The sequence below is a fragment of the Streptomyces sp. DT224 genome (assembly GCF_049844595.1).
Taxonomy (GTDB): domain Bacteria; phylum Actinomycetota; class Actinomycetes; order Streptomycetales; family Streptomycetaceae; genus Streptomyces.
Genome location: NZ_JBNCLI010000005.1, coordinates 448,821 through 474,642, shown reverse-complemented (window position 1 = coordinate 474,642; position 25,822 = coordinate 448,821). Strand labels below are relative to the sequence as shown.

General features: G+C 69.0%; 24 protein-coding genes. 15 read left to right on the top strand and 9 right to left on the bottom strand.

Annotated elements, in window-relative coordinates; translation table 11 throughout:
• Positions 1–50 precede the first annotated feature (50 nt).
• The 4 genes from ACLQ2N_RS15355 (at position 51) to ACLQ2N_RS15340 (ending at position 3,957) form a co-directional block, all read left to right on the top strand.
• The gene (locus tag ACLQ2N_RS15355) at positions 51–1,181 is read left to right on the top strand and encodes a cystathionine gamma-lyase (RefSeq protein WP_425813100.1); all 1,131 of its coding nucleotides are present in this window, start codon (positions 51–53) and stop codon (positions 1,179–1,181) included.
• A 220-nt stretch (positions 1,182–1,401) separates the two neighbouring features.
• A complete protein-coding gene (locus tag ACLQ2N_RS15350) occupies positions 1,402–2,298 on the top strand; it encodes a LysR family transcriptional regulator (RefSeq protein ID WP_425813098.1) in 897 nt (298 codons plus the stop codon).
• Positions 2,299–2,361: 63 nt separating this feature from the next.
• Positions 2,362–2,841 (top strand): NUDIX domain-containing protein, encoded by a 480-nt coding sequence (locus tag ACLQ2N_RS15345; protein ID WP_425813096.1) that lies wholly within the window; start codon positions 2,362–2,364, stop codon positions 2,839–2,841.
• Positions 2,842–3,072: 231 nt separating this feature from the next.
• Positions 3,073–3,957: a GNAT family N-acetyltransferase gene (locus ACLQ2N_RS15340; protein WP_425813094.1), complete on the top strand. Its 885-nt coding sequence runs from the start codon at positions 3,073–3,075 to the stop codon at positions 3,955–3,957.
• A gap of 10 nt (positions 3,958–3,967) precedes the next feature.
• Here ACLQ2N_RS15340 and ACLQ2N_RS15335 read toward each other — a convergent pair whose 3' ends face one another.
• Positions 3,968–5,179 (bottom strand): MFS transporter, encoded by a 1,212-nt coding sequence (locus ACLQ2N_RS15335; protein WP_425813092.1) that lies wholly within the window; start codon positions 5,177–5,179, stop codon positions 3,968–3,970.
• 137 nt (positions 5,180–5,316) lie between these two features.
• Here ACLQ2N_RS15335 and ACLQ2N_RS15330 point away from each other — a divergent pair, with 137 nt between their 5' ends.
• From ACLQ2N_RS15330 to ACLQ2N_RS15320, 3 genes are read left to right on the top strand one after another with little or no spacing between them, the layout of a single operon-like run.
• Positions 5,317–5,781: a MarR family winged helix-turn-helix transcriptional regulator gene (locus tag ACLQ2N_RS15330; RefSeq protein WP_425813090.1), complete on the top strand. Its 465-nt coding sequence runs from the start codon at positions 5,317–5,319 to the stop codon at positions 5,779–5,781.
• A 47-nt stretch (positions 5,782–5,828) separates the two neighbouring features.
• Positions 5,829–6,281, top strand: a complete 453-nt coding sequence (locus tag ACLQ2N_RS15325) for a GNAT family N-acetyltransferase (RefSeq protein WP_425813088.1) — start codon at positions 5,829–5,831, stop codon at positions 6,279–6,281.
• 29 nt (positions 6,282–6,310) lie between these two features.
• Positions 6,311–7,474 (top strand): winged helix DNA-binding domain-containing protein, encoded by a 1,164-nt coding sequence (locus tag ACLQ2N_RS15320; protein ID WP_425813086.1) that lies wholly within the window; start codon positions 6,311–6,313, stop codon positions 7,472–7,474.
• 57 nt (positions 7,475–7,531) lie between these two features.
• On the opposite strand, the gene ACLQ2N_RS15315 is transcribed toward ACLQ2N_RS15320, so the two are convergent.
• Both ACLQ2N_RS15315 and dnaB read right to left on the bottom strand, forming a co-directional pair.
• Positions 7,532–8,914 (bottom strand): serine hydrolase domain-containing protein, encoded by a 1,383-nt coding sequence (locus ACLQ2N_RS15315; protein ID WP_425813084.1) that lies wholly within the window; start codon positions 8,912–8,914, stop codon positions 7,532–7,534.
• 59 nt (positions 8,915–8,973) lie between these two features.
• On the bottom strand, positions 8,974–10,446 hold the full coding sequence (gene dnaB / locus ACLQ2N_RS15310) for a replicative DNA helicase (protein WP_425813082.1): 1,473 nt from the start codon (positions 10,444–10,446) through the stop codon (positions 8,974–8,976).
• Positions 10,447–10,904: 458 nt separating this feature from the next.
• On the opposite strand from dnaB, the gene ACLQ2N_RS15305 reads away from it, so the two are divergent.
• Positions 10,905–12,242: an MATE family efflux transporter gene (locus ACLQ2N_RS15305; protein ID WP_425813080.1), complete on the top strand. Its 1,338-nt coding sequence runs from the start codon at positions 10,905–10,907 to the stop codon at positions 12,240–12,242.
• Between the two features lie 86 nt (positions 12,243–12,328).
• Here the strand turns inward: ACLQ2N_RS15305 and rplI are convergent, their stop codons facing one another.
• The 4 genes from rplI to rpsF form a co-directional block, all read right to left on the bottom strand.
• A complete protein-coding gene (rplI, locus tag ACLQ2N_RS15300; RefSeq protein ID WP_143617560.1) occupies positions 12,329–12,775 on the bottom strand; it encodes a 50S ribosomal protein L9 in 447 nt (148 codons plus the stop codon).
• 18 nt (positions 12,776–12,793) lie between these two features.
• Positions 12,794–13,030: a 30S ribosomal protein S18 gene (gene rpsR, locus ACLQ2N_RS15295; protein WP_003967857.1), complete on the bottom strand. Its 237-nt coding sequence runs from the start codon at positions 13,028–13,030 to the stop codon at positions 12,794–12,796.
• A 43-nt stretch (positions 13,031–13,073) separates the two neighbouring features.
• A complete protein-coding gene (locus ACLQ2N_RS15290; RefSeq protein WP_143617562.1) occupies positions 13,074–13,667 on the bottom strand; it encodes a single-stranded DNA-binding protein in 594 nt (197 codons plus the stop codon).
• Between the two features lie 72 nt (positions 13,668–13,739).
• Positions 13,740–14,030: a 30S ribosomal protein S6 gene (gene rpsF / locus ACLQ2N_RS15285; protein WP_018101872.1), complete on the bottom strand. Its 291-nt coding sequence runs from the start codon at positions 14,028–14,030 to the stop codon at positions 13,740–13,742.
• A gap of 277 nt (positions 14,031–14,307) precedes the next feature.
• On the opposite strand from rpsF, the gene ACLQ2N_RS15280 reads away from it, so the two are divergent.
• The 3 genes from ACLQ2N_RS15280 to ACLQ2N_RS15270 all read left to right on the top strand — a co-directional run bounded on the left by ACLQ2N_RS15280 (position 14,308) and on the right by ACLQ2N_RS15270 (position 17,041).
• Positions 14,308–14,622: a hypothetical protein gene (locus tag ACLQ2N_RS15280; protein ID WP_265543054.1), complete on the top strand. Its 315-nt coding sequence runs from the start codon at positions 14,308–14,310 to the stop codon at positions 14,620–14,622.
• Positions 14,623–14,784: 162 nt separating this feature from the next.
• On the top strand, positions 14,785–15,903 hold the full coding sequence (locus ACLQ2N_RS15275; protein ID WP_361028414.1) for a lipid II:glycine glycyltransferase FemX: 1,119 nt from the start codon (positions 14,785–14,787) through the stop codon (positions 15,901–15,903).
• 106 nt (positions 15,904–16,009) lie between these two features.
• Positions 16,010–17,041 carry an alanine racemase gene (locus ACLQ2N_RS15270; protein WP_361028417.1) on the top strand — a complete coding sequence of 344 codons (1,032 nt, stop codon included), beginning with the start codon at positions 16,010–16,012 and terminating at the stop codon, positions 17,039–17,041.
• Between the two features lie 19 nt (positions 17,042–17,060).
• Here ACLQ2N_RS15270 and ACLQ2N_RS15265 read toward each other — a convergent pair whose 3' ends face one another.
• Positions 17,061–18,563, bottom strand: a complete 1,503-nt coding sequence (locus ACLQ2N_RS15265) for a glycosyltransferase family 87 protein (RefSeq protein WP_425813073.1) — start codon at positions 18,561–18,563, stop codon at positions 17,061–17,063.
• 134 nt (positions 18,564–18,697) lie between these two features.
• Positions 18,698–21,466, bottom strand: coding sequence for a transglycosylase domain-containing protein (locus ACLQ2N_RS15260; protein WP_425813071.1), 2,769 nt, complete (start codon positions 21,464–21,466; stop codon positions 18,698–18,700).
• 388 nt (positions 21,467–21,854) lie between these two features.
• Here ACLQ2N_RS15260 and ACLQ2N_RS15255 point away from each other — a divergent pair, with 388 nt between their 5' ends.
• The 4 genes from ACLQ2N_RS15255 (at position 21,855) to ACLQ2N_RS15240 (ending at position 25,691) form a co-directional block, all read left to right on the top strand.
• Positions 21,855–22,559, top strand: coding sequence for a PadR family transcriptional regulator (locus ACLQ2N_RS15255; protein ID WP_425813069.1), 705 nt, complete (start codon positions 21,855–21,857; stop codon positions 22,557–22,559).
• A gap of 61 nt (positions 22,560–22,620) precedes the next feature.
• Positions 22,621–23,703, top strand: a complete 1,083-nt coding sequence (locus tag ACLQ2N_RS15250; RefSeq protein WP_425813067.1) for an inositol-3-phosphate synthase — start codon at positions 22,621–22,623, stop codon at positions 23,701–23,703.
• Positions 23,704–23,817: 114 nt separating this feature from the next.
• The gene (locus tag ACLQ2N_RS15245; RefSeq protein ID WP_425813065.1) at positions 23,818–25,083 is read left to right on the top strand and encodes an MFS transporter; all 1,266 of its coding nucleotides are present in this window, start codon (positions 23,818–23,820) and stop codon (positions 25,081–25,083) included.
• A 44-nt stretch (positions 25,084–25,127) separates the two neighbouring features.
• Positions 25,128–25,691: an LppU/SCO3897 family protein gene (locus ACLQ2N_RS15240; RefSeq protein ID WP_425813063.1), complete on the top strand. Its 564-nt coding sequence runs from the start codon at positions 25,128–25,130 to the stop codon at positions 25,689–25,691.
• The last annotated feature ends 131 nt before the right edge of the window (positions 25,692–25,822 follow it).

Genomic DNA, 25,822 nt, shown 5'->3' with positions numbered 1-25,822 from the left:
CAGTGCGACCAGGACCGGTGACCGGCCGGAGAGAGAAGCGAGGACGAACGATGAGCACCAAGGGCGACGGAACGCGTGCGGTACGCGCGGGACTGCCGGAGCCGCGGCAGTACGAGCCCACCCTCCCCGGCCCGGTCTTCGCCGCGCACTACCACCTGTCCGGCGAGCCCACCGGCCCCTACACCTACGGCCGGGACGGCAACCCCACGTGGACCCGGCTGGAACAGGCCATCGGGGAGCTCGAAGCACCGGGCGAGGACGTGGAGACCACCGTCTTCGCCTCCGGAATGGCGGCGATCTCGGCCGTCCTGCTCTCCCAGGCACGCAGCGGCGACGCCGTAGTCCTTCCCGACGACGGCTACCAGGCCCTTCCCCTGCTGCGCGACCAGCTGGAGGCGTACGGAGTCGAGGTGCGGACCGCGCCGACCGGCGGCGACGCCCAGCTCGCCGTACTGGAGGGCGCGAAGCTCCTGTGGCTGGAGACGCCCTCCAACCCGGGCCTCGACGTCTGCGACGTGCGGCGCCTCGTCGAGGCCGCGCACGCCGGCGGCACACTGGTCGCCGTCGACAACACCCTCGCCACCCCCCTAGGCCAGCGCCCGCTGGAGCTGGGCGCCGACTTCTCGGTGGCCAGTGACACCAAGGGCATGACGGGCCACGGCGACCTGCTGCTCGGCCACGTGACCTGCCGCGCCCCCGAGCTCACGGCAGGAGTGCGGCGCTGGCGCAAGATCGCCGGCGCGATCCCCGGCCCGATGGAGGCATGGCTCGCGCACCGCTCGCTGGCCACACTGGAGCTGCGGATCGAGCGGCAGTGCGCCAACGCCCTCGCACTCGCCGAGGTGCTCTCCAAGCACCAGGCCGTGTCCGGGCTGCGCTACCCCGGCCTTCCCACCGACCCCTCGTACGCGAACGCGGTACGCCAGATGCGGCGCTTCGGCTCCGTGGTGTCGTTCGTGCTCGGCGACCGGGGGACCGCGGAGCGTTTCCTGGCGGCCCTGCGGCTGGTCGAGGACGCCACGAGCTTCGGAGGCGTACGCTCCACCGCCGAGCGGCGGGGCCGTTGGGGCGGCGACGCGGTACCGGCAGGCTTCATCCGCTTCTCCGTCGGCGCCGAGAACGCCGCCGACCTGGTGGCCGACGTCGAACAGGCGCTGGCCGCGGCCACCGCCGGGAGCTGATTGCGCCGCCTCCCGCCGCGCGGTACGGCGGTCCGAGCCTCCCCCCTCGTGGCTCGGACCGCCCGGCCCTTCGCGTTCTCCGCGTGAAGAACCGCCTCGACAAGGCTAGTTGACTCTGCGTCAGTGTCCAATCACAGTAGCGGCAGCGACCTATCGACATATTTATAGTTGTTCGGGGTCCCATCGGATGCGTCACTGCGTGAGGGCGGAAGGACGAGACGTGGATCTGGCCCTGCTGCGCACCTTCGTCACCGTCCACCGAGCCGGCTCGTTCACCCGCGCCGCCGCGCTCCTGGGCCTCTCCCAGCCCGCTGTGACCTCCCAGATACGCACCCTGGAAAGACAGCTGGGCCGTCCGCTGTTCCTGCGCAGGGCCCGGGGAGTGACCCCCACGACGATCGGCGACGAGCTCGCGCACCGGGCCGCTCCGCATCTGGACGCGCTGGTCGAGATCGCCGAAGCCGGCCTCGATGAGGAGTCGGGCGTACGGACCCTGCACCTGGCGGGCCCGCCGGAGTTTCTCTCCTTGCGTGTCCTGCCCGCGCTCACACCGCTGATCTCCCAGGGCCTCGCGCTGCGCGGTTCGTTCTCCGCGGACACGGACGAGATCCTGGAGGGCCTGGCCGCCGGGCACCACGACTTGGCCGTCGTCACGGCCCGGCCGCGTGGCGAACTGCTCACCGCAACTCCGCTCTGGGACGAGGAGCACGTCCTGGTCGCCGCCCCGCGGTGGGCAGGGCGGCTGGGGCCTGGCACGCTGCGGCGCAACGGTCCCGTGGTCCTGGAGCAGCTGCCTGTGGTGGAGGTGCACGAGAGCCTGCCGCTCGTCTCCCGCTACTGGACCGCCGTCTTCGACGGTGCGCCCGCGGCCGCCGGCGCCGTGATCGCCCCGGATCTGCGCGCGGTCCTGGAGTGCGCCGCCGCCGGTGCCGGGCTGGCCGTGCTGCCGCGCTATCTGTGCGAGGGCGCGTTGGAACGCGGCGAGGTGGTGGCGCTTCTCGACCCTCCGGTCCCGCCCCTGCGCACCTACTTCCTCACCACGCGGACCGGCACGCTCGCGCTTCCGCATCTCGCCCGGGCGCACGAATGGCTGCTGCGGGCGGCGGCCGACTGGTGACCACAGGAGCGCCCCGCAGCGCTCCGGTGTTTCAGAACGGGTCCCATGGGCCACGCTTCTGCCATGACCGAACGTCCTGTGGTCAAGCGCACCGCACGCGCCATCCTGCTCGACGGCGACGACCTCGTCCTCATCAAGCGCACCAAGCCCGGGGTGGACCCGTACTGGCTCACGCCGGGTGGCGGGGTCGAGCCCGAGGACGCCACCGTTGTCGACGCCCTGCACCGGGAGGTGGACGAGGAGCTGGGCGCCAAGATCACCGATGTGGTGCCCTGCTTCGTCGACACCGTGGAACACATCGAGGAGGGCGGCGTGAAAGGCGTCAAGGTCCAGCACTTCTTCGTCTGCCGCCTCGACTCCATGGACCTGTCCCTGCGCCACGGTCCCGAGATCGACGCCCCCTGCGGCGAGTACGACGTCGTGCGCGTGCCCTTCAGCCGGGTCGGCATCGCCGCGGTGCACCTGGTACCGCTGTCGTTGCGACACTATCTGGACGCCAATATCGAGGGAGTCCGAGCGTTGCACGCCGCCGACCTGGGCTGATGCCAACCGACATGTACGGCTTCGAGTCCGACGCGGGGTCCGGCCTGCTCGGACGATGACGGCTCTCGCCCCATGCAGGCCGGTTCGGACCATGCCGGCTCTCGCGCATGCAGGTGTTTCACGTGAAACTTGTTCGCGGCCAAGGCCCGGGCTCGTTTTTTTCGCTGCGGGTCTCGGTCAGTTCCGGTAAAGCGGTGGACGGGCGGTCAACGGTCGGAGAGCCTGGCCCGTATGCCCAGCTCATTGCCCCGCCCGCTGTCCGATCTCCCCATCCGGCGACTCACCCGGGACGACCTGGTCGCCTGTGCCGATCTCAGCGAGGACCGGGGCTGGCCGCGCGATGAGGAGCGCTGGACACTGTTGCTCGCCGCCGGGACGGGCTACGGCATCGATGACCCCGACAGCAAGGGGCTGATGGCGAGCTGCGTAGTGCTCTCGTACGGACCCGAGATGGCCGCCGTCGGCATGCTGCTGGTCGCCGGACGCCATGCCCGGCGCGGGGTCGGCCGGTATCTGATGCAACGGGTGATCGAGGCCGCCGGGGACACCCCGCTCAGCCTCCACGCGACGACCTCGGGCCGCCCCCTCTACGAAGAGCTCGGATTCGCACCGGTAGGGCGCACCATCCGCCTGAGTGGGGCCCTCCGGCCGCCTGCGGCAACGGGGTCTGAGACTTTCAGCGGCCCCGAGACCGTCATCCGGCCTGGTTCCGCCCACGATCTGCGGGCCGTGGTGCGGCTGGACTCGCTCGTCTTCGGACTCGACCGCACGCACCTGCTGACCCGACTCCCTACGTTCGCCGATCACCTGCGGGTCGCCGAGGAGGACGGAGAGCTGAGCGGGTTCGCCGCGCTCTCGCCGAGCGGGGCGAACCATGCCGTCGGGCCGCTGATCGCCAAGAACACCTCCACGGCGAAGCTGCTCGTGGCCTCGCTCGCCGCGGCAACGGACCGACCGCTGCGCGTGGACGTCGATGCCCGTCACGACGATCTGCTGGACTGGCTCGGACACTGTGGACTGCGGTCGGACTCGGAGACCACGGTGATGTCTCTCGGCGGGCGCCAGTACGCGGACTGGCACCGGTACTTCGCGCCCTTCAGCCTGGCCACGGGCTGACCCTTAGAAATCAGGGCCGGGGCTCGGGGACCGCCGTCGGTTCGGGGGTGCGGGTTGCGACGAGGCGGCTCGGCGCGGTCGTACGGCGCTCCAGCGCACTGGAAGCGAGGGCGAGGACCAGAGCCGACGCGGCGAGCACCGCTCCGACCCAGTTGGGGGCCGTGTAACCGAGACCGGCACCGATGACAATTCCGCCGAGCCAGGCGGCGAGCGCGTTGCCGAGGTTGAAGGCTCCGATGTTCATCGCGGAGGCCAGCGTCGGGGCGTCCACCGCCTGGTCGAGCACCCGCTTCTGGAGCGGAGGCACGGTAGCGAAGCCGAAGGCACCGATCAGGACGAGGGTGACCGCCGCCGCGACCTTGTTGTGGGCGGTCAGGGTGAAGAGGGCCAGGACCAGGGCGAGACCGCTCAATGACACGGAAAGCATGAGCGTCGGGCGGCGGTCGGCGTACCTGCCGCCGGCCAGGTTCCCGCCGACCATGCCGAGACCGAAGAGGACCAGCAGCCAGGTGACGGCGGAGGCCGAGTAACCGGCGGTCTCCGTCATCATCGGCGTGATGTAGGTGATCGCCGCGAAGACGCCGCCGAATCCAAGGACCGTCATCGCCATGGCGAGCAGGACCTGCACATTGCGGAAGGCTGCGATTTCCTGCCGCAGCCTGATGCCCTCGGCACGGGGCTGTTCGGGAACGAGACGGGCGACGCCGAGCAGCCCGAGGACACCCAGCGCGGCGACGAGGAGGAACGTGACCCGCCAGCCCGCGTGCTGTCCGATGTAGGTGCCCACCGGCACTCCGACGACGTTGGCGACGGTGAGCCCGGTGAACATCAGGGCGATGGCACCCGCCTTCTTCTGTGGTGCGACCAGATCGGCCGCCACGACCGCACCGATGCCGAAGAAGGCGCCGTGGGCGAGCGAGGCGATCACCCGGCCGGCGACCATCACTTCGAAGACGGGGGCGGCCGCAGTGACCACATTGCCGACGATGAACAGGCCCATGAGGATCATCAGCATCCGCTTGCGACTCACCCTCGTACCGAGCGCGGTCATCAGCGGCGCCCCGAGCACGACGCCGAGCGCGTAACCCGTGGCCAGGAAACCCGCAGCCGGGATGGACACCTGGAACTCGGCGGCCACCTCGGGGAGCAGGCCCATGACCACGAACTCGGTGGTCCCGATACCGAATGCCCCGATGGCCAGAGCGAGGAGTGCGAGCGGCATAGGTTCCCTTCCCAGGTGATTGCTACTGCCCCTTACAAGCGTAGACAATAATTGCATGCGCACTTTAATTGCAAGCGCCGACTATTGCGGTCGTCGGCTACTCTGGACATAAGCAGCTCCGGCACGGAGGAGAGACCATGACAGCCACGGACCCGGCCCTGACCGCCCTCTCCCAGGGCTGGATCGCGCTGTCCCTGCTCCACGGCAAGATCGAGACCCGCATCGAACGGGCCCTGCAGAGCGGCCACGACCTGAGCGTGCGCGAGTACTCCCTGCTGGACGTGCTCAGCCGGCAGCACAGCGGCCCGGGCGGGCACCTGCAGATGAAGCAGGTGGCGGACGCCGTGGGGCTGAGCCAGAGCGCCACCACACGGCTGGTCACCCGTCTCGAGGACCGGGGGCTGCTGACCCGGTATCTCTGTGACACCGATCGCCGGGGCATCTACACCGACGTCACCCCGGCCGGACTCACCCTGCTCTCCGAGGCCCGGCCCACCAACGACCGCGCCCTGCGCAGCGCGCTCGACGAGGCCGCCGAGAATCCCGAACTGGCCCCGCTCGTCCGAGTCGTCGAGGAACTGAAGGCAGCTCCCAGGACCTAGTCCGAACGTCCCGCCTCAGCCGCCGTCGACTGCGTAGGCTGCGGATTATGAGCGCTCTGGATATACGCCGCGCGACCGCCGATGATCTGGTCGAGATCGTGGTCCTGCTCGCCGATGACCCGCTGGGTGCCCGGCGCGAGTCGCCGGACGACCTCGCGCCCTATCGGGCAGCACTCCGGCGGCTGGCCGAAGACCCGAATCAGCACGTGATGGTCGCCGTGCGCGAGGAGCGCGTCGTCGGAACCCTGCAACTGACGGTAATTCCGGGGCTGTCCCGGCGCGGTTCGACCCGGTCCGTGATCGAGGCTGTCCGCGTCCACGCGGACGAGCGGGGAAGCGGTCTCGGCACCCGGCTGATCCAGTGGGCGGTGGACGAATCACGTCGCCAGGGCTGCCAGCTGGTACAGCTCACCTCCGACGTGTCCCGCACCGACGCGCATCGCTTCTACGAGCGGCTGGGTTTCATCCCCAGCCACGTGGGCTTCAAGCTCGCCCTCTGACCTGCCTGCCGCGTGCTTGAGGAGCCGACGTGCAACGCATCAGTGCCGAACAGCGGCGGATCCGGATCGCCCGCCGCCATCTGCTGGCCCCCGGTGAGCGGGTGTCGTCCCCCGTTGCGGTGGCCGACGCCCTCGTCGCGCTCCACGCGACCGACGCGGCCACCGTCTTCCTCTCGGCCTGCGCCAGGCTCGCCGAGCCCGCCGTCGCCGAGGTGGAGCGGTCTCTCTACGAAGACGTCTCCCTGGTGCGCATGCTCTCCATGCGCAACACCCTCTTCGTCGTGTCCGACGAGATGGCCCCGCATGTCGAGGCGGCGAACGCCCGCGCTGTGGCCGCCAAGGAGCGCCGCACGCTGCTCAAGCATCTTCGCGAGGACGGCAACGGCCTGGACGAACGCTGGCTCGACGAGACCGAAAGGAGTGCCCTCGCCTTCCTGAACGGCAGCGGCCCCGTCTCGGGCAGCGAGCTCGCCGCCGGTGTGGCCGCCCTTCGCACCAAGATCACCGTCTTTCCCGGCAAGAAGCAGGAAACGGTCCAGGGCGTAGCGACCCGGGTGATCCGGGTCCTGGCCGCGGAGGGGCGGATCCGCAGGGACCGGCCACGGGGCTCCTGGACCTCCAGCCAGTTCCGCTGGGCCCCGGCCCGCCCACGACCGGTGGAGGAGACCGCTCCGGCCCAGGCGGAACTGGCCCTGCGCTGGCTCCGGGCGTACGGTCCGGGCACCGAGGCCGACCTGAAGTGGTGGACCGGCTGGGGCGCCCGCGAGGTCCGTACCGCTCTCGCGGCGATCGGAGCCGTGGAGGTACGGCTCGACAACGGGGCCCCGGCCTGGGTCGCCCCTGGAGACACGGAGCCCTACCCCGCCCACGCCCCCTGGGCGGCCCTGCTGCCCGCGCTCGACCCGAGCGGCATGGGCTGGGCGGACCGTGGCTTCCATCTGCCGGCCGAACACCGGGCAGCCCTCTTCGACCGCTCGGGCAACATCGGCCCCACGGTGTGGTGGGGCGGCCGGATCGTGGGGGGCTGGGCACAACGGGGTGACGGTGAGCTCGTCTGGCGGCTGCTGACCGATCCGGGCCGGGATGCCACGGTGGCGATCGAGGCCGAGGCGGCCCGGCTGGCGGACTGGGTGGGGGAAGCCCGGATCACCCCACGCTTCCGGACCCCGCTGGAGAGGGAGTTGACGGCCTGAGCGGCTGTGCTGCCCGTTTCACGTGAAACGGGCAGCACCCGGCGCGTCCGGCTGCGTTCAGGTCCCCAGGCCGCGCCACCCCTCCCCGTCCACGCCGCCCGGCACCGGTGCCGCGGGGTCGTACGGCTCACGCGTGAAGACGAAGGACCCCAGATCGAGGTGGCTCACGTTGCCGTCCGCGTTCCGCACGATCCGCAGCGTCTCTCCCGCGTAGTAGCCGTCCAGGCCGACCCAGGTGCCGTCGGGGCGCGCGGCGAAGCGGGCACCCCGGCCCTGGCCGTTCACCGGCCGCAGCTCCAACCCGCGATCGGCGGTCAGCGTCAGGATGTTGGGGCGCGTGGCCCAGTACCAAGGCCCGGTCAGGGCGAGAAGTCCGGCATCCGCCTCGGGCAGCGGACGCCATGGCTCAGGGATGCGCGGCTCGGCCTCAGCGACGATGTCCACGAGGTCGGCGGCAACCTCACCGATCACCACCCCGGAAGTCGCGTTGACGAGCACCACGGCAGCCACATCATCCTCGGCGCTGACCCAGAGGGCGGCCAGGAAGCCAGGGAGCGAACCTGTGTGCCCGATGAAGGTACGGCCCTTACGCCGGACCAGTTGCAGTCCCAGGCCGTAGTGATCAACCCACTCACCGGGCGCGGGAGCGGCCGACGGCTGCTTCATCTCCTCCACCGACGCTGCGCCGAGCACCCGGTCGTCGCCCTCGGCGAGGAAGGCCGCAAAGCGGAGCAGATCCGCTGTCGTGGACCAGAGCTGCCCGGCGGGCGCCATGAGCCCCAGATCCTCCGCCGGTTCGGGAAGCAGGGCGTCCGCCCAGGGATGCACCGCCCAGCCGCCGGCGTGCGGAGCCTGCGGAAGAGAACTGGTCCGGTGCATACCGAGGGGTTCCAGCACCTCACCACGCAGCACCTTCTCCCAGGACACCCCGCGCACGGTCTCGACCAGCGAACCGAGCAGTGTGTAGCCCGGGTTGGAGTAGTGGTGCCGGTTGCCGGGCGGGTGCATGCCGACCTGGTCGTCGAGCACGTCCGCGAGCGTGGGCCGCAGAGTGCCGGGCGTCCGCTCCCACCAGGGCGCGTTCGTCTCCGCTCCGAGCCCCGCACTGTGGCCGAGCAACTGACGGATGGTCACATCGCCTGCGCCGGTGCCGGGCAGGTGCTTCTCCAGCGGGTCCGCCAGGTCGAGCAGCCCTTCATCACGCAGCCGCATCACCAGGACAGCGGTAAGGGTCTTGGTGAGAGAACCAATCCTGAACTGCGTATCGGAGTCCGGATCATGGCCCTCGACGCAGCTGCGCGCACCCTCCCAGACCACCTGTCCCCGCCGTTGCACGGCGGCGACCAGAGAGGGGGTACGCCCTTCGGCCTGAGCCGTGGCGACGCGGTGCAGCAGGGCTCGCCGGGTGCCGGGAAGCAACTGTTCAACGGGAGAAGTCATCGTCAACAACTACAGCCCGCTCCGGCGTATGGCGACTCCATTTCCCGGCCCGGTGCCGGTCAGGTCTGCGCCATGTCCACGAAGCGGGAGTAGTGGCCCTGGAAGGCGACGGTGATCGTCGCCGTGGGGCCGTTTCGGTGCTTGGCCACGATCAGGTCCGCCTCGCCGGCGCGCGGCGACTCCTTCTCGTACGCGTCCTCGCGGTGCAGCAGGATCACCATGTCGGCGTCCTGCTCGATGGAGCCGGACTCACGGAGGTCGGAGACCATCGGCTTCTTGTCCGTGCGCTGCTCGGGACCACGGTTCAGCTGGGAGAGCGCGATGACCGGCAGCTGTAGCTCCTTGGCCAGGAGCTTGAGGTTTCGCGACATGTCGGAGACCTCCTGCTGACGGCTCTCGGCACGCTTGGACCCGCCGGACTGCATCAGCTGGAGATAGTCGATGACCACCAGTTTGAGGTCGTTGCGCTGCTTGAGGCGACGGCACTTCGCCCGGATCTCCATCATGGAGAGGTTGGGGGAGTCATCGATGTAGAGCGGGGCCGCGGAGACGTCCGGCATCCGCCTGGCCAGCCGCGTCCAGTCCTCGTCGGTCATCGTGCCGGAACGCATGTGATGCAGGGCCACCCGCGCTTCGGCGGACAGCAGGCGCATCGCGATCTCGTTCCGCCCCATTTCCAGGGAGAAGATCACGCTGGGCATGTTGCTCTTGATCGAGCAGGCACGGGCGAAGTCCAGCGCGAGGGTCGACTTACCCATGGCGGGACGGGCCGCGATGACGACCATCTGTCCCGGGTGCAGACCGTTGGTCAGGGCGTCGAGGTCGGTGAACCCGGTGGGCACGCCCGTCATCTCGCCACTGCGGGAGCCGATCGCCTCGATCTCGTCCAGCGCGCCTTCCATGATGTCGCCGAGCGGCAGGTAGTCCTCGCTGGTCCGCTGCTCGGTGACGGCGTAGATCTCCGCCTGGGCCGAGTTCACGATGTCGTCGACATCGCCATCGGCCGCGTATCCCATCTGCGTGATCTTCGTGCCCGCTTCCACGAGCCGTCGCAGGACCGCGCGCTCGTGGACGATCTCCGCGTAGTACGAGGCGTTGGCAGCCGTCGGTACCGACTGGACCAGGGTGTGCAGATACGGTGCTCCGCCCACCTTGGTGATCTCGCCGCGCTTGACCAGTTCGGCGGCCACGGTGATCGGGTCGGCGGGCTCGCCCTTGGCGTAGAGGTCGAGGATCGCCTGATAAACGGTCTCGTGCGCGGGGCGGTAGAAGTCGTGGCCCTTGATGATCTCCACAACGTCGGCGATGGCGTCCTTGGACAGGAGCATGCCGCCGAGCACGGACTGCTCCGCGTCCAGATCCTGGGGCGGGACCCGCTCGAAGCCCGCGGAACCGCCTTCCCAGTCGTGCGACTCGCGCCCGCGGTCGTGGCGGTCACCCCGGTCCTCCCCCCTGCGCTGGCGGGATACGGGCAGCCGGTCACTGGGGCCGGTGTCCGCCCAGGGATCGTCCAAAGGTTCGGGAATGCTCATCCGGCCACCTCCTCCCGTCCGCTCCGCGGACCTAGCCGTGCTTCTCTTTCTTACGGCACGGCACCGACAAACAAGACCCCCGACTCCGGTTCCGGTGTATCGAGTTCTGCGGTGTCGCAGAGGCGAAACAGGGTGGGGGCGCCGGACTACGGTAGGCGGCTCCGCACCGTCAGCCAATCTGGTTATCCACAGGCCCTGTGGACGAGCGAGCGGATGCTGTGGAGAACTCGCCGGAACCTGTGCACGGACCGGGGGACAGCGCTGTGGACAAACTCATAAACCCCCTGCAAAGACCGCTGTGACCTGCTCTTTTCCCATCCACCGGCTGTGGGGGAGAAAAAATTGAGCGGTCGGGGCGAGATCACCACGTGTCCGGCACAAGAGTTACTCACAGACAAGCAAATGTAAGGACCCGCAGCGGATTGCATCTGTTACCTGTGGAAGATTAGATTGGCGCCATGATCCAGCCACCGGGAACCCCGTCTTCCCGCCGTCGACGGCACGACCGCGAGATCATCGCGCTCGCCGTCCCGGCCTTCGGCGCGCTCGTGGCCGAGCCGCTGTTCGTGATGGTCGACAGCGCGATCGTCGGCCACCTCGGCACCCCCCAGCTGGCCGGACTGGCGGTCGCCGCCGCCCTTCTGACGACCGCGGTGAGCATCTTCGTCTTCCTCGCGTACGCCACCACCGCAGCGGTCGCCCGCCGGGTGGGCGCCGGCGATCTCGCCTCCGCGATCCGGCAGGGCATGGACGGCATCTGGCTGGCGCTCCTGCTCGGAGTCGCCGTCATCGCCCTGACGCTTCCCCTCGCCCCCTGGCTCACCGAGGTGTTCGGCGCCTCCTCCACAGCGGCGCCCCACGCCATCACCTATCTCCGGATCTCCAGCCTCGGCATCCCCGCGATGCTGGTCGTGATGGCCGCGACCGGCGTGCTCCGGGGCCTTCAGGACACCCGCACTCCGCTCTACGTCGCCATCGGCGGTTTCGCGGCCAACGCGGCCCTCAACGCCGGCCTGGTCTACGGCGCCGGCCTGGGCATCGCCGGATCGGCCTGGGGCACCGTCATCGCCCAGCTCGCGATGGCAGCCGCGTATCTGGCCGTCGTCGTCCGGGGTGCCCGACGCCACGGTGCGTCACTGCGCCCCGACGCTGCGGGCATCAGGGCCTGCGCCCAAGCGGGAGCGCCCCTCCTGGTCCGAACGCTGTCGCTCCGAGCGGTCCTGCTCATCGCCACGGCGGTCGCCGCCAGGCTCGGCGACACCGATATCGCCGCCCACCAGATCATCCTCTCCCTGTGGAGCCTGATGGCCTTCGCGCTCGACGCCATCGCCATCGCCGGGCAGGCCATCATCGGGCGCTACCTGGGCGCGGACGACGCGCAGGGCGCGCGCGAGGCGTGTCGCCGGATGGTGGAGTGGGGAATCGCGTCCGGTGTGGTCCTGGGCATACTGATCGTCCTGACCCGCCCCTTGTTCGTCCCCTTGTTCACCAGCGACACGGCGGTGCGGGACGCCCTGCTGCCCGCCCTCCTGGTGGTGGCGGCCACCCAGCCGATCGCCGGCGTGGTTTTCGTTCTGGACGGCGTACTGATGGGCGCCGGCGACGGGCCTTATCTGGCCTGGGCCATGCTCGTGACCCTGGCCGTCTTTGCCCCCGCTGCCCTCCTGGTCCCCACCCTGGGCGGCGGGCTCGGTGCCCTGTGGTGCGCGATGGCGCTGATGATGATCGTGCGAATGGCGACGCTCTGGCTTCGTACCCGCTCGGGAAAGTGGCTGGTCACCGGGGCGACCCGTTGACCGTCCCGGGACGTTTCACGTGAAACGGCGAAGGGCCGCACCCGGGAGGGTGCGGCCCTTCACTGTTCTGCTGAGGTGCGACCCGATCAGGCGGCAACGACCTCGACGCCGAGCTTCGCAGCGACCTCGGGGTGCAGACGCACGGACACCTGGTGCCCGCCGAGCGTCTTGATCGGCGAGCCCAGCTCGACACGACGCTTGTCGACGTCCGGACCACCGGCGGCCTTGATCGCCGAGGCGATGTCGGCCGGGGTGACGGAGCCGAAGAGGCGGCCGGCGTCGCCGGAGCGAACGGCCAGACGGACCTTCACGGCCTCCAGCTTGGCCTTGACCTCGTTGGCCTGCTCGATCGTGGCGATCTCGTGGATCTTGCGGGCGCGGCGGATCTGCGCCACGTCCTTCTCGCCACCCTTGGTCCAGCGGATGGCGAAGCCACGCGGAACCAGGTAGTTACGGGCGTACCCGTCCTTGACGTCCACGACGTCGCCCGCAGCACCGAGGCCGGTGACCTCGTGGGTGAGGATGATCTTCATGTTTCGGTCACCCTTCCCTTATCGCGCGGTGGACGTGTAGGGCAGCAGCGCCATCTCACGGCTGTTCTTGACTGCCGTGGCGACGTCACGCTGGTGCTGCGTGCAGTTGCCGGTGACGCGGCGGGCACGGATCTTGCCGCGGTCGGAAATGAACTTCCGCAGCATGTTCGTGTCCTTGTAGTCCACGTACTGGGTCTTGTCCTTGCAGAACGCGCAGACCTTCTTCTTAGGCTTGCGCACAGGCGGCTTCGCCATGGTGTTTCTCCTGTGTGATCAAGAAGTGGGGGTACGAGCTTCCCTAGAAGGGGGGCTCGTCCGAGTAGCCGCCGCCGGAACCGCCGGAGCTTCCGCCCCAGCCGCCTCCGCCTTGCTGGCCGCCCTGGCCGCCGGCCGGAGCGCTGGTGGCCCACGGGTCATCGGCGGGAGCACCGCCGCCACCCTGCTGGCCACCACCGGGACCGCCGCCCCAGTTGCCGCCGCCCTGCTGGCCGCCGCCGTATCCACCCTGGCCGCCCTGGCCACCACGACCGGTGGTCTTGGTGACCTTGGCGGTGGCGTTCTTGAGACTGGGGCCGACTTCCTCGACATCCAGCTCGTAGACCGTGCGCTTGACGCCCTCGCGGTCTTCGTACGACCGCTGCTTCAGCCGGCCCTGCACGACAACGCGCATGCCTCGCGTGAGCGACTCGGCGACGTTCTCCGCCGCCTGCCGCCAGACCGAGCAGGTGAGGAACAGGCCTTCGCCGTCCTTCCACTCATTGGTCTGCCGGTCGAAGATGCGGGGAGTGGACGCGACACGGAACTTCGCGACCGCCGCACCGGACGGGGTGAAGCGCAGCTCGGGGTCGTCGACGAGATTGCCGACGACCGTGATGACGGTCTCGCCTGCCATGGGTGAACCTCTCGGCGGGGATTTCTTGGCTGCTTGCTGCTACTCGGACCCGATGACCGCTGAGCCGGAAGCTCAGTGAATCTCGGGACGGAGGACCTTGGTCCGGAGGACCGACTCGTTCAGGTTCATCTGGCGGTCGAGCTCCTTGACGACCGCAGGCTCGGCCTGCAGGTCGATGACCGAGTAGATGCCCTCGGGCTTCTTCTTGATCTCGTAAGCGAGACGACGACGGCCCCAGGTGTCGACCTTCTCAACCTTTCCTTCGCCCTCACGGACGACGGAGAGGAAGTTCTCGATCAGCGGGGAGACTGCTCGCTCCTCGAGATCGGGGTCGAGGATGACCATCACCTCGTAGTGACGCATGTGGAACCCACCTCCTTTGGACTCAGCGGCCACGGTCGTTCCGTGGCAGGAGGGTCGTGATGCGTTGAGCAACGGTGCCCGAGTAAAACAGCCCCCACTGACAGCGCCCCCGGTGAAGAGGTGCGGTCCGTGCTGGCCTGGGCAGACACCGGTGCAGACCGACCAGAGTACCCGCAGACCACCTTCCGGTTGAAATCCAGTGGTCAGGGGACGCAATCTGTACACATCGGGTGTGAGCGGCGCCACGACGCGCCGCATGTCGGCCAGGAGGTACTCCATGGCACACGTAACGCGGACCCGCCCCTCCGTCTCCCTCTTCGCCACGGACGGCAGGCCCCATCCGCTGCAGGACGCGCTCGTGGTGGTCACGCTCGTCCTCGGCGCCCTCGCCTTCATTTCGGCGATGTTCCACAACCTGCATCTGCTCAGCTCATGGGCGGGCCTCATCGGGATCCTCACGGGGGCGTACGGCCAGTACATCTCCGTCACCACGCGCGAGAGGTTCCCACTGATCATCGGCATGGGCGCGTCCGCCCTCGGGTTCTTCCTCGGCATGGCCCACGGCGGACTCTTCGGCGGCGTGATCGGCTGACCCCTCGGGTCCGGCCCGGGCGGCCCCGTCACCGGACGGGGCCGCCCCCGCACGCGTACAGGTACACGGGGCCAGACCGCTCGCCCCACGGCCACAGTAGGCTTCGGCGCGAGAGCCGGAGCCCCTGACCGATGGGGACACACCTGCCGAGGAGCGCCCCGCATGAGCCTGACCCTGAGGACCATCAGCCGAGAGCAGCATCTGGCGTACATCCAGAGTCTGCCCGCGGCCAGCCACATGCAGGTCCCGGCATGGGCGGACGTGAAGGCCGAATGGCGCTCCGAGAGCCTGGGCTGGTTCGACAAGACCGGTCAGCTCGTCGGCGCCGGCCTGGTGCTCTACCGGCAGCTCCCCAAGATCAAGCGCTACCTGGCGTACCTGCCCGAGGGCCCGGTCATCAACTGGTACGCCCCGAACCTGAGCGACTGGCTGCAGCCGATGCTGGCCCATCTCAAGCAGCAGGGCGCCTTCTCGGTGAAGATGGGCCCGCCGGTGGTCATCCGCCGCTGGGACGCCGCGGCCATCAAGGCCGGCATCCAGGACCCGGACGTGAAGCGCCTGCGCGACGTCGAGGCCACGCACATCGAGCCGCGCGCCTTCGAGGTCGCCGACCGCCTGAGGAAGATGGGCTGGCAGCAGGGCGAGGACGGCGGCGCCGGCTTCGGTGACGTGCAGCCCCGCTACGTCTTCCAGGTGCCGCTGGCGAACCGCTCGCTGGAGGACGTCCACAAGGGTTTCAACCAGCTCTGGCGGCGCAACATCAAGAAGGCCGAGAAGGCCGGTGTCGAGGTCGTCCAGGGCAGTTACGCGGAACTCTCCGAGTGGCAGCGGCTGTACGAGATCACGGCGGAGCGCGACCGTTTCCGTCCGCGCCCGCTCGGCTACTTCCAGCGCATGTGGACGGCCCTCAACAGCGAGGACCCCAACCGTATGCGGCTCTACTTCGCCCGTCACGAGGGCGAGAACGTCGCGGCGGCGACCATGCTGATCGTCGGCGGACACGTCTGGTACTCGTACGGCGCCTCGGCCAACCACAAGCGTGAGGTCCGCCCCTCGAACGCGATGCAGTGGCGGATGCTGCGCGACGCGTACGCCATGGGCGCCACGGTCTACGACCTGCGCGGCATCTCCGACTCGCTGGACGAGACCGACCACCTCTTCGGTCTGATCCAGTTCAAGGTCGGCACCGGGGGCCAGGCGGCGGAGTACCTCGGCGAGTGGGACTTCCCGCTCAACAAGCTGCTGCACAAGGCGCTCGACATCTACATGTCACGCCGCTGATCCGAGCCCCACAGCTGACGAAACCGGCTCCATTGGTTTCAATGGGGCCTGAACACGCTTCTCCTCCCTGATCCACCGCAGCCACCAGAAGGGTTCCGGACCGGCCATGGCGCTCTCCCTGTACGTCGACACCGCGCGCTGGCGGGCGCACCAGAAATCCGTTATCGACCAGTTCCCCGGCATCGTGCCGGTCTGCAAGGGCAACGGGTACGGCTTCGGCCACGAGCGACTGGCCGACGAGGCGATCCGCTTCGGTTCCGACATCCTCGCGGTCGGCACCACCTACGAGGCGGCCCGCATCAAGGACTGGTTCAGCGGTGACCTGCTGGTCCTGACGCCGTTCCGGCGCGGTGAGGAACCGGTGCCGCTGCCCGACCGCGTCGTACGGTCCGTGTCCTCCGTCGACGGGGTGCACGCCCTGGTGGGCGCCCGGGTCGTCATCGAGTGCATGAGCTCCATGAAGCGCCACGGCGTCAAGGAGGAGGAGCTCGGCCAGCTGCACGCGGCCATCGAGGACGTACGCCTCGAAGGCTTCGCCCTCCACCTGCCGCTGGACCGCACGGACGGGTCGGACGCGGTCGAAGAGGTCATCGCGTGGATGGACCGCCTGCGGGCGGCCCGGCTGCCGCTGCACACGATGTTCGTCAGCCATCTGCGCGCCGACGAGCTCGCCCGGCTGCAGCAGCAGTTCCCGCAGACCCGGTTCCGCGCCCGCATCGGCACCAGGCTCTGGCTCGGGGACCACGAGGCGACCGAGTACCGGGGCGCCGTGCTCGACGTCACCCGCGTCGCCAAGGGCGACCGGTTCGGCTACCGGCAGCAGAAGGCCGCGTCCGACGGCTGGCTGGTCGTCGTCGCCGGCGGCACCTCGCACGGTGTGGGCCTGGAAGCGCCGAAGGCCCTGCACGGCGTGATGCCGCGAGCCAAGGGTGTCGCCCGGGCCGGCCTGGCCACCGTGAACCGCAACCTGTCCCCGTTCGTCTGGGCGGGCAAGCAGCGCTGGTTCGCCGAACCGCCGCACATGCAGGTGTCGATCCTGTTCGTGCCCTCGGACGCCGAGGAGCCGCGGGTGGGCGACGAACTGGTGGCCCACCTGCGCCACACGACCACGCAGTACGACCGCATCGTCGAGCGCTGAGTCCGCGCGCCCGCCCCGCTCACTCGGCGGCGGGCGTGCCGGCCGTACCCCACTCCACCCGCGGCCCGGACGCCGCGGGCAGCGCCTCCCGGCGGGCGGGACCCGTCTCGACCAGGTGGGACAGTACGAACACGTCCTCGGCCCCGTCGAGTACCCCGCCCGACGGGTCGTCCGAGCCGTCGCGCCGCACCCCGTCGCGTTCCGGCATCGCGATGTCCCGTACGACAACGGCGCACAGGTACAGCGTGCCCAGCAGATGGAGCACGATCGCCAGCTGATAGCCCTCCGTCGGCAGCCCCTGGTGCTTGTCGCCGCTCGTCGTGTACGCCAGGTACAGCCAGATCCCCAGGAAGTACAGGACCTCGCACGTCTGCCAGATCAGGAAGTCCCGCCAGCGGGGCCTGGCCAGCGCGGCCAGCGGGATCAGCCACAGGACGTACTGCGGCGAGTAGACCTTGTTGACGAGGATGAACACCGCGACGACGAGGAAAGCGAGTTGCGCGAAGCGCGGCCGTCGCGGGGCCGTCAGCGTCAGGACGCCGATCGCGGCGCACAGCGCGATGGTGGTCACCGTCGAGACGGTGTTGACCGTGCCGACGTCGATGGACTCACCGGTGCGCTGCGTGATGACCAGCCAGAACGACCCGAAGTCGATACCGCGTTCCTCGCTGAAGGTGTAGAACTTCTTCCACCCCTCGGGCGCGAAGACCATGACCGGCACATTGACCACCAGCCAGGAGCCGGCCGTGCCCAGCGCCGCCACCCCGAACTCCCGCCATTTGCCCGCCCGCCAGCACAGGACGAAAACGGGCCCCAGCAGCAGGACGGGGTAGAGCTTCGCGGCCGTCGCAAGGCCGATGAGGATGCCGAACGCCAGCGGGCGGCTCCGGGACCACATGAGCATCGCTCCGGCGGTGAGAGCCACGGCCAGCAGGTCCCAGTTGATCGTGGCGGTGAGGGCGAAGGCCGGCGCGAGCGCCATCAGCAGGCCGTCCCAGGGGCGCCGCCGGTGCGTGCGGGCGACGCAGACGGCGATCACGGCGGTGCAGATCATCAGCATCCCGGCGTTGACCAGCCAGTACGCCTGCTCCTGCTCCTGGATGGAGCCGCCCGGGGTCAGCCACGCCGCGACCTGCATGAACACCCCGGTGAGGACCGGGTACTCCAGGAACTGCATATCCCCGGGCAGCCGGTCGAAGTACGGCACAAGTCCGTCGGCGAAGCCGCGCCCCGAGTACAGGTGCGGGATGTCCGAGTAGCAGGCGTGCGTGTACTGGGAGCCGGCCCCCCTGAACCACGCCCAGTTGTAACAGGGCAGCTTCTGCACCATGCCGAGCGCGAACATCCCGATGGCCACCAGGGCGATCGCCCCCACCGGGGTGAGCGCGGCGCTGCCGAGCCGCGACCAGCGCCCCGACCTCCCGCCGATCAGCTCGCTCCCGGACGCCGCGACCTCGTCCCGGTGCGTGGGCCGTACGAGGGGCCGTTCCTGGTGCACGCTCGTGTCCTCTGCGCTTGGCATGCCGCACATCCTGCCGTACGGCGCTGTGGAACGGGCGAGGGCCGCCGCACCGGGGTGCCGCGGCCCTCATCTCCTGTCCGGATCACCTCGCGCCGGGCTGTGTACCGGGCGCGAGGCGCACTGCGTACCGGGCTCTACCCGGTCGTGCCACCCCACCAGTTGGTGTTCCCGGTGCTGTTGTTTCCGGTGCTGTTGGTGTTGCCGCCGGTGGCGCCGTTGTTGTTGCCCCCGGTGGTGGTGCCCCCGTCCGTACCGTCGTCGCCGCCGGTCGTACCGGTGGAGGTGCCGGTGTCCGTGCCACCGTCGTTGCCCTGGTTCGTGCCCGCGTCCGTGCCGCCGTCGTTGCCCTGGACGGTGCCCGCGTTGGCACCACCGTTGTTGTTCTGGCAGTTCCAGTCCCACGTACCGCAGGTGTCGCTCGGGTCGGGGCTCGGGACGTCCGGCGTGGGCGTGGGCGTCGGGGTCGGCTTCGTCGTCTCGGTCTCGGTCGGCGTGGGCGTGGGGGTCGGCGTGGGCTTCTTGGACGCGCCGCCGCCGTAGACCTTGTCTCCGATCGGCTCCGCCTCGGGGAAGGGCTGCGCCTTCACGCCCTTCATGGCATCGGCCATGTAGTCGTGCCAGACCTGTGCGGGGAAGGAGGCACCGTGGATCTTGTCCTTGCCACCGGTGCCGTACATCTTCTCGAACCCGCGGTCCTTGTTCTTCTCGTCGTCGTCCAGCCGGTACATGCTGATCGCCGTCGACAGCTGAGGGGTGTAGCCGACGAACCACGCCGACAGGTTGTCGTCGGTCGTACCCGTCTTGCCCGCGACCTCACGGCCCGGGAGCTGGGCGGACGTACCGGTCCCCTTCTCGACGACGTTCTTGAGCACGTCCGTGACGTTGTCGGCGATGTCGCTGTCGAAGGCGCTCTTGGTAACCACCTTGTGCTGGTACTTCGGCTTGCCGCGCTTGTCCACCTCGGTGACGGAGAACGGCTCTCGCTGCTGCCCCCGGGCCGCGAAGGTGGCGTAGGCGCCGGCCATGCTCGTCGCACTGGGCGAGGACGTACCGATCGAGAACGACGGCACGCTGGCGTCCGCCATGTACTGGTCGTCCTTCAGGCCGGCCGCGATGGCGGCCTTCTTCACCTTGTCCGTGCCGACGTCCATGCCCAGCTGCACGTAGGGGGAGTTGGCGGACCACTGCATGGCCTCACGCAGGGTGATGTTGCCGTACGACTCGTGGTCGTCGTTGGTCTGCAGCCACTCCTTCCCTTCCTTGTCGACCCAGACGTCGCCGTTGTACTTCCTGATCTTCAGCTTGTTGGCGCCGTTGTAGATGCTGAGCGGCGAGACCTTCGTACGCTGCGACTCGTCCTGCTCCGGGCCGCCGGACGGGTCCCGCTTGCCGTATTCCATGGCGGCCGCCAGCACGAACGGCTTGAAGGTCGAGCCGACCGCGGCACCGGTGGGGTCGGCATTGCTCCTGAAGTGCTTGGTCGCGTCCTCACCGCCGTAGATCGCCTGGATCGCCCCGGTCTTGGGATCGACCGACGAACCACCGAACTGCACGTGGGTGTCGTACAGCGGACGCTTCTTGGGGTCGATGTTCTCTTTGTAGACGCGCTTGACGGCTTCGCTGAGCTGATTGACCTTCTTCTTGTCGAAGGTCGTGTGGATCTCGTAGCCGCCCTGGTCGAGCATGTCCTTGGTGATGTCGGTCTTGGCGTAGATCTCGGCCTTGGCGGTGTTGACGAGGTAGCCGATCTGGCCGCCCAGCTGGGCGTTCCGCTTCGGCTTGTCGGGCGTCGGGAATTTTGTGTACTTGTCCCGCTCCTTCTGCGTCATCCGGCCGTCCTTCACCTCCTCGTCGAGGATCCACTTCCAGCGCTTCGTCGCCCGGGCGAGGTTCTTCTCCGCGGTCGCCTGCACCGGGTCGACCTCCGGCGCACCGGCCGGGTCGTAGTAGCTGGCGCCCTTGAGGAGACTGGCCAGGAAGGCGCACTGGCTCGGGTCCAGGTTCTTGGCGTCCTTGCCGTAGTACGTACGGGCCGCGGCCTGAATGCCGGAGGCGCCGCGGCCGTAGTACGAGACGTTCAGGTACCCGGCCATGATGTCCTTCTTCTTCATCTCGCTGCCGACCTTGAGCGTGATGAAGAGTTCCTCGAACTTGCGGCTGAGGGTCTGCTCCTGGGACAGCCGCGAGTTCTTGACGTACTGCTGGGTGATCGTCGAGCCGCCCTGGGTCTCGCCGCCCTTGGCCATGTTGAAGACGGCACGGGCGATACCCATGGGGTCGATGCCGTGGTCGCTCTCGAAGGACTTGTTCTCGGCGGAGATGACGGCGTTGCGCATCGCCTCGGGGATCTGCGCGTAGTCGATGACCTGACGGTTGACCTCACCGCCGGTGGCCACCATCTGGGTGCCGTCGCTCCAGAAGTAGACGTTGTTCTCCGCCTTGGCGGCGGCCTGGATCTCCGGCTTCGCGACCATCGCGTACGCGAGACCGGCGAGGCCCATCAGCAGGCCGAGGAAGCCGATGCACAGGCTGGACACCAGCTTCCACGACGGAACCCAGCGGCGCAGGCCCTGGCGGCCGGCGCGCGGGTAGTCGATGAACCGCTTCTTGCCGGGGCGCCGGCCACCGCGCCCGCGGCCCTCGTGCCCGTCCTCCCCGCCACCTCGGCGCCGTCCACCACCGCCGTCGGATCCTCCACGGCCTCCGCCGCCGCGCTGGGCCGCCCGTCTGGCGGCTGCGCGACCGGGGTACGGGGCCTCCTCGTCGTGCGGACCGGAAGGTGAGGCTGAAGTTACTCCGCGTGACGGTGCTGCGCGGCGTCCTGAGGACTGCTGGGCGGCTCGTCGGGCCGCGGCACGTCCGCCACCTTGCGGTTGCGACGTTTTGCGACGGTGCTCGCTCATCGAACGACTACTCCTCGGGCAGGCGAGAGCGCCTGGAAGCGGCAGGTGAGATCCGGTCCCCCGAATGACGGGCCAGCCCGGCGACAGGCTCGCCCGCAGTGCATCCGGATGGCCCACGAGCACTGACGCACGCGCGCGTCTCGCGGTTCCCGGTGGTCTGCATGCCGCACAGACTACGCACGGCCAAAACCCCCCTGGGACCGAACTTCACCTCAAATAACGCAAGTCGGTTCCTACGAATTGTCGATGTGACGCCGCTCACTGAGGCTCCCCTTGTCGGCACCGCCGGTCCGATCTATCGTGCTGATGTATCGAGTCGATACATCAGCTCGGTACATCGACCCGGTACTAAGGGACCGTGAGAGCACTCGGAGAAGGAGGGGCGAGGTTGAGCAGACGCTCCGGCATCCTTGAGTTCGCCGTCCTCGGACTGCTCCGCGAATCCCCGATGCACGGCTATGAGCTGCGCAAACGCCTCAACACCTCGTTGGGCATCTTCCGTGCTTTCAGTTACGGAACGCTCTACCCCTGTCTCAAGACGCTGGTCGCCAACGGCTGGTTGATCGAGGAGCCGGGGACCGCTCCGGCGGAGACGGCACCCGGCTCCGGCCGGCCCGTCGCTCCCGCCTCGTCCCTGGCGGGGCGCCGCGCCAAGATCGTCTATCGATTGACGGCTGAAGGTAAGGAGCACTTCGAGGAGCTGCTCACGCACACCGGCCCCGACTCCTGGGAGGACGAGCACTTCGCGGCTCGATTCGCCTTCTTCGGACAGACGGAGCACGACGTGCGCATGCGGGTGCTGGAAGGACGTCGCAGCCGGCTGGAAGAGCGCTTGGAGAAGATGAGCGCCTCTCTGGCCCGCACCCGTGAGCGCCTCGACGACTACACACTTGAGCTGCAGCGACACGGCATGGAGTCCGTGGAGCGCGAAGTGCGCTGGCTGAACGAGCTCATCGAGAGCGAGCGGTCGGGACGGGATCAGCGACGATCCTCGCCCGAGGGCTCAGCTCAGCAGAAGACCGCAGGAGAGCCTGACGGCCTGCCCCGGCGGGGAGACAACCCGCCGGATCCGTCCGGCGACACCGCCAAGTGAGTGCGCCGCAGACCGCGGCGAACTCATCAGAAACATCCATTACACACAGGGAGCAACCGGAATGGGTTCGGTTCGCGTAGCCATCGTCGGCGTGGGCAACTGCGCCGCCTCGCTGGTCCAGGGCGTCGAGTACTACAAGGACGCCGATCCGGCCGGCAAGGTGCCCGGTCTGATGCACGTCCAGTTCGGCGAGTACCACGTGCGGGACGTCGAGTTCGTCGCCGCCTTCGACGTCGACGCGAAGAAGGTCGGCCTGGACCTCTCGGACGCCATCGGCGCGAGCGAGAACAACACCATCAAGCTCTGCGACGTGCCGCACGCCGGTGTCACCGTCCAGCGCGGCCACACCCACGACGGCCTGGGCAAGTACTACCGCCAGACCATCGAGGAGTCGGCCGAGGCCCCGGTCGACGTCGTCCAGATCCTCAAGGACCGCAAGGTCGACGTCCTGGTCTGCTACCTCCCCGTGGGTTCCGAGGTCGCGGCGAAGTTCTACGCCCAGTGCGCCATCGACGCCAAGGTCGCGTTCGTCAACGCTCTTCCGGTCTTCATCGCCGGCACCAAGGAGTGGGCGGACAAGTTCACCGAGGCCGGTGTCCCGATCGTCGGCGACGACATCAAGTCGCAGGTCGGCGCCACCATCACGCACCGCGTGATGGCGAAGCTCTTCGAGGACCGGGGCGTCATCCTGGACCGCACGATGCAGCTGAACGTCGGCGGCAACATGGACTTCAAGAACATGCTCGAGCGTGAGCGCCTGGAGTCCAAGAAGATCTCCAAGACGCAGGCCGTCACCTCGCAGATCCGTGACCGCGAGCTCGGCGCGGACAATGTCCACATCGGCCCGTCGGACTACGTGGCCTGGCTGGACGACCGCAAGTGGGCGTACGTGCGCCTCGAGGGCCGCGCCTTCGGCGACGTCCCGCTGAACCTGGAGTACAAGCTCGAGGTCTGGGACTCCCCGAACTCGGCCGGTGTCATCATCGACGCCGTCCGTGCCGCGAAGATCGCCAAGGACCGCGGCATCGGCGGCCCGATCCTCTCGGCTTCCTCGTACTTCATGAAGTCCCCGCCGGTCCAGTACTTCGACGACGAGGCCCGCGAGAACGTCGAGAAGTTCATCCGCGGTGAGGTCTCCAACTGACTCCCGTAAGTCAGCCGCGCAGGTGAGCAGCGGCAACGCTTCTCGGCTGCCGCGCCGTTGAGGGCCCCCGGGCAATCCGCCCGGGGGCCCTCGTCGTGTGTGACCCTTGCTCCCATGCCCGTCGCGCGCGACCTGCGCACACTTCTCCGCCTCCCGGACTTCCGCCGCCTGCTGGCCGTGCGGGTCCTGTCCCAGTCGGCGGACGGGGTCTATCAAGTGGCGCTGGCCACGCATGTGGTCTTCGCGCCGGAGAAGCAGGCGTCCGCCGGGGCGATCGCGTCCGCCATGGCCGTGCTCCTGCTCCCCTACTCGCTTGTCGGTCCCTTCGCGGGCGTGCTGCTCGACCGTTGGCCGCGGCGCAAGGTCTTCGTCTACGGCAACCTGCTGCGCTCCGGGCTCGCCTGCTGCACCGCCTTCCTGATCATCGGCGCCGCTCCTGCATGGCTCTTCTACGCCTCCGCGCTGTGCGTCACCGCGGTCAACCGCTTCGTCCTCGCCGGTCTCTCCGCCGTCCTGCCGCGCGTCGTCAAGCGGAAGCATCTGGTGCTCGCCAACTCGCTGTCTCCGACCGCCGGCACTCTCGCCGCCACGGCAGGCGGTGGACTCGCCTTCGTGGTGCGGCTGCTGGCAGGTTCGGACTCCGCCGTGGTGATGTTCGGGGCGGCGCTCTACCTCGCATCGGCGCTGGCAGCTCTGAGCCTGGCGGCGGGGCTCCTCGGGCCGGACCGCGACACCGGGCGCATGTCACTGCGGGCGGCACTGGCCGCGGCGGTCGGCGGACTGCTCGACGGGCTACGGCACTTGCTGCAACACCGGACCGCATCCCGGGCGCTGGCCGCGATGACGGTGATCCGGTTCTGCTACGGGGCGCTCACCGTCATGGTCCTGATGCTCTGCCGGTACGCCTGGACGGACAGCGAGGACGACGGTCTCGCCCTCCTCGGCCTGGCGGTGGTCGTCTCCGGTGCCGGGTTCTTCGCGGCGGCCGTACTGACCCCCTGGGCCGCGGGGCGGCTCGGTCGGCTCCGTTGGATGGTGGTGTGCGCGGGCACCGCCGCGGTCCTCGAACCGGCCCTGGGGCTGTGGTTCGCTCCGGCGCCGATGCTCGTCGCCGCGTTCGTCCTCGGGCTCGTCACGCAGGGGGCGAAGATCGCCACGGACACCGTGGTGCAGACCGCCGTGGACGACGCCTACCGGGGCAGAGCCTTCTCGTTCTACGACGTGTTGTTCAACGTGGCCTTTGTCGCCGCGGCGGCGGTCGCCGCGCTGATACTCCCGCCCGACGGGCGGTCCGCGGTGCTGGTGATCGGCGTGGCGGCGCTCTACGCGAGTTCTGCCCTGTGCCTCGCGCATTGGAGTCGGCGCGGTGATGTCCTATAGCGTGCCCGCGTCAAACAAGCCACACGAATCACGGGGGCATACAGATGACTTACCCGCCGCAGCAGGGCAGCGGTCCTTACGGTCAGCAGCCGGCTCAGCCCTATCCGCCGCAGCAGGCCGGGTACGGCTACCCGCCGCAACAGCCCCAGCAGGGGTGGGGCAGCCCTCAGCAGCCCCAGCAGGGCTGGGGAGCCCCCCAGCAGCCGCAGCAGCCCCAGGGCTGGGGTGCTCCTCCTCAGGGCCCTACGCAGCCCTCGGGCGGCAAGAAGAAGCTCCTCGCAACGCGCAACATCATCATCATCGTCGTGGGCCTCGTCGTGCTCGGCGCGCTGAAGTTCGGACTGGGCGACATGTTCGAGTCCGACGCCAAGGCCGCTTCGGTCGGGGACTGCCTGGAGAACAAGGGCACCAACTACAACCCGGACATGCAGTCCGTCGACTGTGGCTCGTCCGCCGCCGAGTACAAGGTCGCCGAAGTGCACGACAACACGACCGACACGGACCTCTGTGACGCGGAGAAGTACTCCGCCTACACCGAGAGCTCGGGTCGCCGTAAGAGCCGGAGCAGCGTGGTGCTCTGCCTGACGCCGCTCAAGACGGCCGACTGAAGCTCCACAGCACTCAGAACACCGACCGAGGGCGTTGTTTCACGTGAAACAACGCCCTCGGCGTATGCGGCGGGGGGGGGGGGTTACGGGGTGCAATAGGGCCGCCCCCCCGGAACGGGCTCCCCGCGGGG